The sequence below is a fragment of the Enterobacter sp. JJBC genome (assembly GCF_036936505.1).
GTDB classification, from domain to species: domain Bacteria; phylum Pseudomonadota; class Gammaproteobacteria; order Enterobacterales; family Enterobacteriaceae; genus Enterobacter; species Enterobacter hormaechei_C.
The window spans coordinates 4,116,896-4,129,021 of the sequence record NZ_CP136935.1; the positions used below are offsets into that span (position 1 = coordinate 4,116,896).

Consider the following 12,126-nt stretch of genomic DNA (forward strand, 5'->3'; position numbering starts at 1 on the left):
GCGCAGAGGAACAGCATGAAAATCGCTTGTCTTGGCTGGGGCTCGTTAATCTGGAAAAGCGGCGCGCTACCGGTAGCCGGTGAGTGGCAAACCGACGGGCCTTCTTTGCCCGTCGAGTTCTGTCGGGTCAGTGATGGCGGTGAACTGGCGACCGCCATCTGTATGAATGCCCCTGCCGTGCCGGTGCTTTGGGCATGGCTGAATGCCACTTCGCTGAGCGTGGCCACTCAGGCCCTGCGCGAGCGGGAGGCCATTCCTGACGATCGTTGCGATGGTATCGGCTCGCTGCTGATAGCCGGACGCAACGCGGGAGCGATCTCGACATGGGCGAGGGAGAGAGGAATTGAGGCGCTCATCTGGACCGGGCTTCCGCCGAGAAGCGCGTCGCAGGAAGGCAGGGTTCCTGCCGTGGACGAGGCCATCGCTTATCTCGACAGCCTCAGCGGACAGACCCGCAGCCATGCGCGGGACTATATTTGCCGCGTGCCTGCCCAGCTTGATACGCCCTACCGACGCGCCATTAAAGAGGTGCTTGGGTGGTGATACCGCTGCCCGTTACCAGTACAGCTTCCAGCTCTGGGTGAAGCGCACCAGCGCCTCGACGTAGAAGTAATCGCCCCAGCTCGCGCACTCATCCACGCCTTTATTGCTCGCCAGGTGATACACCGAGTGCTTAAGCAGCCCGTTGCCCTTCTCTTCTTTGCCCATCAGATAGTGCTTTGTCAGCGTGGACATAATCCCTTTCGCCCATTCGAGGTAACGTTCGCGATCCGGATCCGTGACCGGCAGGTGTTTTACCAGCTCCAGCAGCCCACATACCGCAATCGCCGCCGAGGAAGAGTCACGCAGCGCGTCGGTGCCCACCAGCGCCAGATCCCAGTGGCAGACGTAGTCTTCCGGCAGGCGATTGAGGAAGTAGTTCGCCAGCCGTTTTGACAGAGCGATCATCGTTTCGTCGCCGGTATAGATATAGCTCAGCAGGAAACCGTAAATGCCCCACGCCTGCCCGCGCGACCAGCAGGAGTCGTCGGCGTAGCCCTGCTGGGTGTTGCCGTAGCGCGGTGCGCCGGTTGCCACATCCATATAGTAGGTGTGGAAGGTGGAGGCATCGTCACGAATGAGATACGTCGCCGCCTGCATGACGTGCGCTTTTGCGGCGTCGGCAAAGCGCGGATCGCCCGTCTGCTCCGTTGCCCAGTAGAGCAGCGGCAGGTTCATGTTGCAGTCGATGATCATTCGCCCGGCCTGCTCCGGATCGGAGAGATCGCCCCACGCCTGGATGATCTTCGCCTTCTCGTGGAAGCGTTCCAGCAGGGCTTCCGCCGCCAGCAGCGAGAAGCCGCGCGCCTCGCGGTTTCCGGTCAGCCGCCACGTGGCTACGCAGGAGAGCGTGTAAAGGAAGCCTAAATCGTGGGTATTGGTGTCGTTGCGCCCGGCGATGCGCAGGCCAAACGAGCGCACGTGTTTTTCCGCCATCGCACGGAATTTTTCCTCGCCGCTCATCTCCCACGCCAGCCACAGCTGCCCGGTCCAGAAGCTGGTGGTCCACTCCACGTTGTCAGTCAGCGGATAAAAACCGTTCTGGCAGGTTTCCGCCGGGAATTTGTCGCCGAACTCCGTTAAATGACGGCTAATCAGGTCCAGAACGTGGCTGCGCGCCGAATTCAGTTCATCGCTGAATGCGCGGGAGTCAACGGGCGCAGCGATAACAGGCAGACGTTCTTCTTTGATACGACTTAACATATTTCGGTTCCTTCTTTGACGGCGTAATTTATCGTGTTGACGTTTCTGCTACGTTCAGCGCACGAGCCCCGCGCCATTTGCTCTGACAGGCGGATAACGTAAAAGCAGAAATAAGGGTAAAGGTCAGCGCCGTTGCGCCCATGATGATATAGGTGTGCTCAAAGCCAATACGGTCATACATATAGCCGGCAGGGGAAGAGACCACCACGTTGCCAACGTAGAGCATCGCCTGATAGCCGAGTAAATACATGGTGGCATTGACGCGCTTGTCGAAATGCTCGGCGATATATTTAAATACCGACACCAGCAGGAGACAAATTTCCAGACCGTACAGCGGCTTAAGCACTGAAATTAACAGGTGTGAATCACACATGCCGGAAATAATCAGACGCGCCCCAACCACCAGCCCGACAATTAATAGCCCGCGTTTGGCGCCAATAAAGTTCACAAACAGCGGGATCACCATATACATGACAAACTCCATGCCCGACTGCACGGTCCCGAGATAACCGAATACCGCGTTGCCCTGGTGAATATCGTCGAAGAAGGTGACGAAATAGCGCGAGAACTGCTGCTCGGCGATAAACATCATCCACGCCACGCCCGCCACGTACAGGCAGAAGGCCCAGAATTTGCGGTTTCGCAGCAGGGCGTAAACGTCTGACGGGGCGATTTTCTCTTTCGTCAGCACCTCGCCTGCGTGAGCGGAGTTAGTGTTCACTTTCAGGCTCAGCAGGACAATCAGCATCACCACTGACGCCACGCTGCCGAGAATAAAGTTATACGCCGGTGAGAGGTTGAACAGCAGGCCGGAGAAAGATGACGCCACCGCCCAGCCGAGCGATCCCCACATACGGATCTGCCCGAACTCCATGCCGTTTAAGCGGCTAAAGCGGTCGGAATAGGATTCACACGCCGCCACGCCCGCGTACCAGGCAAAGCTTAAATAGAGCGCGCCGATAATAATCCCGAGCAGGGTATTAGACATTAACAGCGGCTGGTAAACATACATAAAGAATGGCGCCATCAGGGCCGACATGATCACCACAAAATAGAGCAGATATTTGCTCATGCCGATCTTATCGAGAATATAGCCGTAGATCGGCTTGAGAATAACGGAGAATATCCCGTTCACCGCAAAGACGGTTCCAATCACCGATCCGCTCAGGTTGGCTTTCTGACCGAGCCAGATCGCCAGCAGACCAATACTGGCAGACCAGGTAAAGAAATAGAGAAAGATAAAGCTGCTGATTTTGTAATATTCAGTTCTGTTGGTTGTCGATGTGCTTTTCATATCATCCTCGCCGGGGTGTAGGGCCAGATTTTTATAATGTGAACGACAGCTTACGTTCGCTTCCGGGTTCGCTAATAACGACCTGGTTATGGGTTATATTCAGCTGTGGCGTCGCCGCAGCAGGCTGTCTTCCGCCAGCCAGGACGGCGCAACAGAGCCAGCTTTCCCCTTGCGGGAGGTCAGCTTTTAACAGCGGAATGGAGGCGCACTCCGCAAACATAATGCTGCTGTTCGGCGGCGTGACGATGCTGTCTGGCTGGCGCTGAATGATCGGCGAAAGATCGACAATGACGCTGCTGCCGTTTTCAGCCAACAGATAACAACCGCGTTCGCGCACCTGGTGGGCGGTTTTCATCACCGCAAAGCCGCCCTCGACGGTTTGCAGAGTGCGCGTGCTGTTGATACGGTGCAGGCGCAGGTGCCACTCCCCGAACGGGATCTGCCAGGTCGCAATCTGCACGTCGCGCCACGGCGACCAGCGCGAGAAAATGTAATTTTCATCCACCCGAACCTCTTCGCACTCGCGACGACCGCGGAAATAGTCATCTCCGTCCGCCAGCAGCAGCATGGAATCGCAGGCGGCATGCTTCAGGCCAAAACGCCCGCGCTCAAGGGTGAATCCGAAGCGGCTGGAGTAGGCAAATTTGGTGTATTTCGCTTCGGTGTTGACGTAGTTGTTCAGTTCCAGCTGACCGGCGGTGAGCATGACGACGTGCTGCGAATCTTTCGAATGCATCAGGATCTGCTGCGCATGCGGGATCACATGTTTTTCATCAAGCGCGGGCAGCGGTTGTTCTTCCGCCTGCCAGAACGGGTGTGCTTCCGGCAGCGCCAGGATCAGATAGGTTTTCAGCGCCCAGTACGGTGAACCGGGGGAGTTGTAATCCTCGCACATCGCCAGGTTCGGATACGCAAACCCCAGGGTGAGAATGCGGTCGCGATCGACAATCGACTGCTGCTGCCACCAGCGCAGATGCCGCAGCACAATGCCTTTCACGATGCCCGGGGTGAAGACGTCCAGCTGGGAAAAAGCCACCGCGCTCCAGAAGGCAACCATGGCAAAGCGGTAGGTTAGGCTGCGGCCAAACGGCACCGAGGCGCCATCGGCGGCGGACCAGTAGATAAAGTCTTCCGCGAAGAGGCGCGAGCGCTCGCGCAGCACATTCGCCCTCGCCTCGTCGTCACTCAGGGTGGCGTAAATCAGGCCGTAGAAATGGAAAGCCATGGAGATGTAGTAATCTTTCGGGCGGCCGGGACCGTCGGAATACCAGCCGTCGCCGAGGTAGTAGGCGTCCATCAGCGCAAAGCGGTGGTCAATGGCGGCCTGATCGTACGACAGGCCGGCGCGCTTAAAGCCTAGCTGAACCATAATGGCAAAATAGTTCCAGTTGCTGTCCGGCATCTGCGCGTCGGTGATTTGGTTGAGCCACGCGTGCAGGTTCATCACCTCGCGACCGGTAAAGTGCGCGGTGAGTTTATCTCCCAGCAGAGCGAGCCCCAGACCGTAGGCCGCCATCTCCACCAGACGCTGATCGTACGGGCCGGTTTCACCCCAGTAGCCGCTGCTTTGCGGGTCGGTACCAAGCTTAATGGCAGTAAGGTACTTCTCGCTGAACGGCGTGTTTTCGCCGGACGCCATCAGCGGAAACAGCCCCCACAGCGCGCGGGAAAGTCCCTCCATCTGCGCAATATCTGCTGTGTAATGGGCGCAGGTGTCGCCCAGCGGGAATCGTGAACGGTTCGCCGGAAATTGCATGTCCAGCGCCTGTAAAAGTGCATTCAACGACGCCACTACCTCCTGGCGTGAAGACAACGGATTTGATTTTTCTTTGTTTGCCGCCCACATCGGTTCGCCCTCGTAATCAACTGCGGCAAAGCATAGTGAATCCGCAAGGTGCAGAAATGTTAGCCATGTCACAGGCATGAACGATGAATAAACCTCCAGTTGAGAAAATTTAAAAAGGTGGTTTATAAAGACGATCAGACGGGAAAAAGTTGAGTTTTATTGCACTATGCGCGACACGCCGACAACCGACCTTCTGGAACTGATCGCCCTGAACGATACCGTGGCCTCGTTCAGCCGCCTGTTTGCCAATACGGTGCGCTACCATCACTGGCATCAGTGTCTGGAGATCCTCTATGTGGAAGAGGGCTTTGGCGTGGCGATTGTCGATAATCGTCACTACACCATGCGCCCCGGACGACTGTTTTTTTTCCCGCCTTTTACGCTGCACAAGGTCATGGTGGACGAACAGGCGGAGGCAATTTACCGCCGCACCATTATTCATCTCGACCAGCACGCGGTGCTGAAGATCCTGCGGGATTTTCCCCAGACCCGGCAGCGCCTGGAGCGGCTGTCACGCCGTGGCGGCGAAGCGTGGGTCGCCGATTTAGCCCACTGTCACCACCATATCGACCATCTGTTTAGCTGCTATAAACCGCCGATGAACGGCGAGAGCATCGCCAGCCTGCTGATCGGCCTGTTCGCGATGCTGCCCGACGATCGCGACGGCGAGCCGGGCAACAGCCAGGGGATCGCCAGCCAGGTCATGATCTGGCTCGACGAGCATTATCAGGAGAAATTTCGTCTGGATGCGCTGGCTGCAGAGCTGGGTAAATCGCGCAGTTACGTATCGCGAAGATTCCATGCGGAAACAGGCGAAAAAATTCACGACTACCTGAACACGCTAAGGTTGCGTAAGGCGTGCGAGTGTTTACTCCACACTGATTCGAGCGTGCGTGACATTGCCGCACAGGCGGGATTTTCCGACGTGACGTGGTTTATCAGCGCGTTTAAAAAGGGGATTGGCGAGACGCCGTTGCAGTACCGGAAAAACCATTCATCGTGATGAGCTGCATTTCTTGTCCGGCGGCGCTACGCTTGCACGGGCCTACGGGTTAAGTAGGCCGGGTAAGGCGCAGCCGCCACCCGGCAAAAAGACAGCGTGTATCAGGCCTCTATATCCGCCATGTCGCCTTTCTCCTGTAGCCAGTTACGTCGATCTTCAGAACGTTTCTTGGCCAGCAGCATGTCCATCACGGCGTTAGTTTGCTGTTCATCTTCATCGCTGATGGTCAGCTGCACCAGACGGCGGGTATTCGGATCCAGCGTGGTTTCACGCAGCTGCATCGGGTTCATCTCACCCAGCCCCTTAAAGCGCTGAACGTTCGGTTTGCCCTTCTTGCGCTTAAGCTGTTCCAGCACGCCCGCTTTCTCTTCTTCCGTCAGTGCATAGTAAACTTCTTTGCCGAGGTCGATTCGGTACAGCGGCGGCAGCGCCACGTGGACGTGACCGTTTTTCACCAGCGCGCGGAAATGCTTCACAAACAGCGCACAGAGCAGCGTGGCGATGTGCAGGCCATCGGAGTCCGCATCCGCGAGAATGCAGATCTTGCCGTAGCGCAGCTGGCTCAGATCGTCGCTGTCCGGATCGATACCGATTGCAACCGAGATATCGTGTACTTCCTGCGAGGCCAGCACTTCATCAGACGAGACCTCCCAGGTGTTGAGGATCTTACCCTTGAGCGGCATGATCGCCTGATATTCACGATCGCGCGCCTGCTTGGCCGATCCGCCTGCCGAGTCTCCTTCCACCAGGAACAGCTCGGTGCGGTTGAGATCCTGCGCGGTACAGTCCGCCAGCTTGCCCGGCAGCGCGGGGCCGCTGGTCAGCTTTTTACGCACCACTTTCTTCGCCGCGCGCAGACGACGCTGGGCGCTGGAGATCGCCATTTCAGCCAGCATTTCTGCGGCCTGAACGTTCTGGTTCAGCCACAGGGTAAATGCATCTTTCACCACGCCGGAGACGAACGCCGCACACTGGCGTGACGACAGGCGCTCTTTAGTCTGACCGGCAAACTGCGGATCCTGCATCTTCACGGAGAGCACGTAGGCGCAGCGGTCCCAGATATCTTCCGCCGACAGCTTCACGCCGCGCGGCAGAATGTTGCGGTATTCGCAGAACTCGCGCATCGCATCCAGCAGCCCCTGACGCAGGCCGTTGACGTGGGTCCCGCCGAGCATAGTGGGGATCAGGTTAACGTAGCTTTCGGTCAGCAGCTCGCCGCCTTCCGGCAGCCACAGCAGCGCCCAGTCCACCGCTTCAGTATCGCCTTCGAAATTCCCGACGAACGGTTTTTCCGGCAGGGTTGGCAGGCCGTTAACCGCTTCGCACAGGTAGTCGTTCAGACCATCGGCGTAGCACCAGGTTTGTTCGGTATTATTAACGTGGTCTTTAAAGGTGATTTCCACGCCCGGGCACAGCACCGCTTTGGCTTTCAGCAGGTGCGTCAGGCGGGAAACAGAAAAGCGTGGGCTGTCGAAGAAGCTTTCGTCAGGCCAGAAGTGGACGCTGGTGCCGGTGTTGCGTTTACCGCACGTCCCGACAACCTGCAAATCCTGCACTTTTTCGCCGTTTTCAAACGCGATGTTATACACCTGGCCGTCGCGACGGACGTTCACTTCCACGCGCTTTGACAGGGCGTTAACCACGGAGATCCCCACGCCGTGCAAGCCGCCGGAGAACTGGTAGTTTTTGTTGGAGAACTTACCGCCCGCGTGCAGACGACAGAGGATCAGCTCAACGGCGGGAACACCCTCTTCCGGGTGGATATCTACCGGCATGCCGCGGCCGTCGTCGATGACTTCCAGCGACTGATCGGCGTGCAGGATAACGTCCACGCGTTTGGCATGGCCTGCCAGCGCTTCGTCCACACTGTTATCAATTACTTCCTGGCCCAGGTGGTTTGGGCGCGTCGTATCGGTGTACATCCCCGGGCGGCGGCGAACCGGCTCAAGCCCGGTGAGTACCTCAATGGCATCAGCGTTATAGGTTTGCGTCATGATTTAAGCTAGCAATTCGCATTGATTGTCAGTGGCTGTGCAGTCCAAGAAAATCGACAATCTGGGTGAAATGATCTTCAAAGCCCGTGAAAGCATGGTTACCGCCCTCTTCTACAGTCTGGCGGCAGGATGCGTAATACGCCACTGCCTGGCGGTAATCCAGCACTTCATCTCCCGTCTGTTGCAGCAGCCAGATAAGATCGGGCGCTTCAAGCGGGTCGACCTGCATAACTTTGAGATCGTAAATATGGCGTGACTCTAGCACATATTGTTGGCCGGTGTAGGGGTTCTCGTTTTCGCCAAGAAAGTCCCTTAACAGCTCAAATGGCCGGACCGCCGGATTGACGACGACAGCGGGCAACATAAAGCACTGCGACAGCCAGGTGGCGTAGTAGCCGCCGAGCGACGACCCGACAACGCCAAACGATTCGCCGCCGTGTTCCAGCACGATCGATTCCAGCATCTCTGCCGCATCCGCCGGATAAGGGGGCAACTGCGGAATAATCATCTCCACGTGGGGATGATGCGCGCTCAGCCACTGGCGAAGCTGCGTCGCTTTCGCCGAACGCGGTGAGCTGTTAAACCCATGTAGATAGAGAAGCGTCGACATCAATAGCCTTCCGAAGCGGTATCCGGGCGGAATTGTGCCCCGGCCAGACGGCAAACTTCGGTGGTCAGCGAGCCATCGGCATGCAGCTCCAGCCAGCGCCAGCCCGGTGCGATGGTATCCAGCGTAAAGTTGGCGCAGTGCGGCTTAAACTGCACGCAGGTAGAGGGCGTTGCGAGCAGACGTCGACCGTTCCAGTCGAGATCCTGTTCCTGGTGAATATGACCGCACAGCAAATTTTTTACGCGCGGGAATTTCGCCAGCACGCCGTCCAGCGCCGCAGAGTTGCGTAAGCTGTGCTGATCGAGCCAGCTACAGCCCGCCGGCAGCGGGTGATGATGCAGTAACAGCAACGTATTGCGATTCGGTTCGGCGGCCAGTTTTGTCTCCAGCCAGTCAAGCTGATAGTCGCTCAACTCACCGTGCGGAACGCCAAACACCTGACTGTCGAGGAGCAGAATTTGCCACTGGTCCCCCGCAAAGACACATTTTGCCGGTGAAATCCCCGCATCCTGAAGCGAACTGTACATCGCGGGCTGAAAATCGTGATTGCCCGGCAGCCAGACGCAAGGCACGCTAAAGCTCGCAATCCCTTCAGCAAAATGCTGATAGGCTGCGGAGGATTGATCCTGCGCCAGATCGCCCGTCGCGACGATCAGATCGCATGGCCGCTTTTCAGCATGGATCGCGTCAAGAACCGCCTGATAACTCTCCCAGGTGTTCACGCCCAGAAGCGTCTCATGCTTTTCGGCAAAAAGGTGGGTGTCGGTGATTTGTAATATCCTGACTGGCGCCCCACCAGCAACAGTCAGGTTCAACAGGCTTTCCAAATGGTGTCCTTAGGTAGGTTTATGACGCTAACAAACCGGAATCGCCATTGCTCCATGTGCTAAACAATATCTTAGCCAGTCGGCTAAAAACTGGTTAATTTGATGCTTTTCGTCGCGTTGATGCAACTTTTTATTCGGATAATCATACCGCGCTTTAAAGCGAAAGATCTGCTGGCTTGAACACACTTCAGCGACCATCGCGTCATGATAAAGACGTACCGTCATCGAAGGCAGGCTCCAGTAGCTGATGCTCGGCGCCGTTTGCTCAATCTCCACCAGCGTAGTGTAGCGCGTTGATTCTGTTATCGTTAACCGATACTGCGCGTTGCTCACCTGATAGCTCACCGTTTCGCCGGGCGCGTCGTTTCGCGGCAGCAGGCGGCGCAGCTGGGCGAAATTGGTTTCGCACAGGCGCATCATTTCTGGGAAGTCAGGTGTATAACGCTTCATTTTTTCCACTCGTGTCGTAATGTCTGATAATGCAGCTGTAGCCATTGCAGAGCGATGACAGACGCTGCGTTGTCGATTTTCCCCTCTTCTACCCACTGGTAAGCCAGCTCCCGACTCACCACATGAACCCGAATATCTTCGTTTTCATCTGCCAGACCATGGATCCCTTCCGCTGTCGTGGCGTCCACTTCGCCCACCATAATAGATGAGCGTTCCGTTGTTCCACCCGGGCTTGCCAGGTAGCTCAACACCGGCTTCGTCCGGCCAACCACCAGGCCCGCCTCTTCCAGCGCCTCGCGGCGAGCGACGTCTTCGACCGACTCACCTTCTTCGATCATCCCGGCCACCATCTCCAGCAACCACGGCGTTTCGCTGGTATCATAAGCCGCAATACGCACCTGCTCGACCAGCACAACTTCGTCACGCACTGGGTCATAGGGTAGCAACACAGCCGCATGCCCGCGCTCAAAAATTTCGCGTTTGATTTCACCGCTCATCTCACCGTTAAACAGACGATGCCTGAAACGGTAAAGTTCCATTGAAAAAAAACCGCTATAAAGCGTTTCTCGTGCAATAATTTCTACATCGTTTTTGGCGAAGGTGACAGGCACGTTTTCTGGTTTTTGCATCGGTCGAGTCCTGGTAGCAATGGTGATGAAATTGTGAATTTCAAGGCTGTTTGGCTGCCGTTTGTATGGCTATATGGTAGATTGGAGCAAATTACCGCCAGATGGCACGTTACGCCAACCTTTTGGTGTGGATGATTCTGTTAGAATCGGCAATTATTTTTAATTAGATCAGCGCTAATACTGCTTCACAACAAGGAATGCAAATGAAGAAATTGCTCCCCATCCTTATCGGCCTGAGCCTGACGGGCTTCAGTGCAATGAGCCAGGCAGAGAACCTGTTACAGGTCTACCAGCAGGCACGTCTGGGCAACCCTGATTTACGTAAATCAGCGGCCGATCGTGATGCTGCGTTTGAAAAGATTAACGAAGCACGTAGTCCACTGCTGCCGCAGTTAGGCTTAGGTGCAGATTATACCTACACTAACGGTTTTCGCGATAATAACGGCATCAACTCAAATGCCACCAGCGCCTCTTTACAGTTAACGCAAACCCTGTTCGACATGTCCAAATGGCGTGAGCTGAGCTTGCAGGAAAAGAGCGCCGGCATTCAGGATGTCACCTATCAGACAGATCAGCAGACGCTTATCCTGAATACCGCGACCGCCTACTTCAACGTACTGAGCGCGATTGACGCCCTCTCCTACACCGAAGCGCAGAAACAGGCGATTTATCGTCAGTTAGATCAGACCACCCAGCGTTTTAATGTGGGTCTGGTTGCGATCACTGACGTGCAGAACGCCCGTTCACAGTACGATACCGTACTGGCTAACGAAGTGACCGCACGTAACAACCTCGACAACGCGCTGGAAGCACTGCGTCAGGTCACCGGTAACTACTATCCTGAGCTGGCCTCTCTGAACGTGGACAGCTTCAAAACAGACAAGCCGCAGGCGGTTAACGCCCTGCTGAAAGAGGCGGAAAACCGCAACCTGACCTTGCTGCAGGCACGCCTGAGCCAGGACCTGGCGCGCGAGCAGATCCGTCTTGCACAGGATGGTCACCTGCCAACCCTGAGCCTGAGCGCCTCTACCGGCGTATCGGATACCAGCTACAGCGGTTCTAAAACCAACACTGCCCAGTATGACGACAACAATATGGGCCAGAACAAAGTGGGCCTCAGCTTCTCTCTGCCGCTGTACCAGGGCGGGATGGTTAACTCTCAGGTTAAGCAGGCGCAGTACAACTTCGTAGGCGCGAGCGAGCAGCTTGAAAGCGCGCACCGCAACGTGGTCCAGACCGTGCGTTCTTCCTTCAACAACGTGAACGCGTCCATCAGCAGCATCAACGCCTATAAACAGGCCGTTGTCTCTGCGCAAAGCTCTCTGGACGCGATGGAAGCGGGTTACTCCGTCGGTACGCGTACTATCGTTGATGTGTTAGACGCAACGACCACGCTGTACAACGCGAAACAGCAGCTCTCCAGTGCGCGTTACCAGTACCTGATCAACCAGCTGAACATCAAGCAGGCGCTGGGTACGCTGAACGAGCAGGATCTGCAAATGCTGAACAGCACGCTGGGCAAACCGGTTTCCACGTCGCCTGACAGCGTCGCGCCGGAAAATCCACAGCAGGATGCCGCCGTGGATAATTTCACCGCTAACAGCAGCACCCCGGTTGCACAGCCAGCGGCAGCGCGTAGCACCTCACCTGCCAGCAGCGGCACGAATCCGTTCCGCAATTAAGCGTGTCATCAGGCCCACTGCGGCCTGATGCCCTCACCCCAGCCCTCT

The 12,126-nt window shown here is 56.5% G+C and carries 11 protein-coding genes; 3 read left to right on the forward strand and 8 right to left on the reverse strand.

Annotated elements, in window-relative coordinates; genetic code table 11:
- Window positions 1-15 precede the first annotated feature (15 nt).
- Window positions 16-543 (forward strand): hypothetical protein, encoded by a 528-nt coding sequence (locus RY075_RS19780; RefSeq protein ID WP_109949020.1) that lies wholly within the window; start codon window positions 16-18, stop codon window positions 541-543.
- A gap of 12 nt (window positions 544-555) precedes the next feature.
- Here the strand turns inward: RY075_RS19780 and RY075_RS19785 are convergent, their stop codons facing one another.
- The 3 genes from RY075_RS19785 to RY075_RS19795 are packed head-to-tail and all read right to left on the reverse strand — an operon-like array spanning window position 556 to window position 4,883.
- Window positions 556-1,743, reverse strand: coding sequence for a glycoside hydrolase family 88 protein (locus tag RY075_RS19785; protein ID WP_232967722.1), 1,188 nt, complete (start codon window positions 1,741-1,743; stop codon window positions 556-558).
- Between the two features lie 28 nt (window positions 1,744-1,771).
- A complete protein-coding gene (locus tag RY075_RS19790; protein WP_129258604.1) occupies window positions 1,772-3,037 on the reverse strand; it encodes an oligosaccharide MFS transporter in 1,266 nt (421 codons plus the stop codon).
- A 31-nt stretch (window positions 3,038-3,068) separates the two neighbouring features.
- On the reverse strand, window positions 3,069-4,883 hold the full coding sequence (locus RY075_RS19795; protein ID WP_338627942.1) for a DUF2264 domain-containing protein: 1,815 nt from the start codon (window positions 4,881-4,883) through the stop codon (window positions 3,069-3,071).
- Between the two features lie 166 nt (window positions 4,884-5,049).
- Between RY075_RS19795 and RY075_RS19800 the strand changes: the two genes are divergently transcribed.
- Window positions 5,050-5,886 (forward strand): AraC family transcriptional regulator, encoded by an 837-nt coding sequence (locus RY075_RS19800; protein WP_023314862.1) that lies wholly within the window; start codon window positions 5,050-5,052, stop codon window positions 5,884-5,886.
- A 101-nt stretch (window positions 5,887-5,987) separates the two neighbouring features.
- On the opposite strand, the gene parE is transcribed toward RY075_RS19800, so the two are convergent.
- From parE to nudF, 5 genes are read right to left on the reverse strand one after another with little or no spacing between them, the layout of a single operon-like run.
- Complete coding sequence (parE, locus tag RY075_RS19805; RefSeq protein WP_003862513.1) at window positions 5,988-7,880, reverse strand: DNA topoisomerase IV subunit B; 1,893 nt, start codon at window positions 7,878-7,880, stop codon at window positions 5,988-5,990.
- Window positions 7,881-7,908: 28 nt separating this feature from the next.
- Window positions 7,909-8,490 (reverse strand): esterase YqiA, encoded by a 582-nt coding sequence (gene yqiA / locus RY075_RS19810; RefSeq protein WP_003862514.1) that lies wholly within the window; start codon window positions 8,488-8,490, stop codon window positions 7,909-7,911.
- A complete protein-coding gene (cpdA, locus tag RY075_RS19815) occupies window positions 8,490-9,317 on the reverse strand; it encodes a 3',5'-cyclic-AMP phosphodiesterase (protein ID WP_023314864.1) in 828 nt (275 codons plus the stop codon). The genes yqiA and cpdA overlap by 1 nt, the downstream gene beginning before the upstream one ends.
- Window positions 9,318-9,344: 27 nt before the next feature.
- Complete coding sequence (locus RY075_RS19820; RefSeq protein ID WP_003862516.1) at window positions 9,345-9,767, reverse strand: DUF1249 family protein; 423 nt, start codon at window positions 9,765-9,767, stop codon at window positions 9,345-9,347.
- Window positions 9,764-10,396, reverse strand: coding sequence for an ADP-ribose diphosphatase (gene nudF, locus RY075_RS19825; protein WP_003862517.1), 633 nt, complete (start codon window positions 10,394-10,396; stop codon window positions 9,764-9,766). The genes RY075_RS19820 and nudF overlap by 4 nt, the downstream gene beginning before the upstream one ends.
- A gap of 203 nt (window positions 10,397-10,599) precedes the next feature.
- Between nudF and tolC the strand changes: the two genes are divergently transcribed.
- Window positions 10,600-12,078: an outer membrane channel protein TolC gene (tolC, locus tag RY075_RS19830; protein WP_023314865.1), complete on the forward strand. Its 1,479-nt coding sequence runs from the start codon at window positions 10,600-10,602 to the stop codon at window positions 12,076-12,078.
- Window positions 12,079-12,126 lie beyond the last annotated feature (48 nt).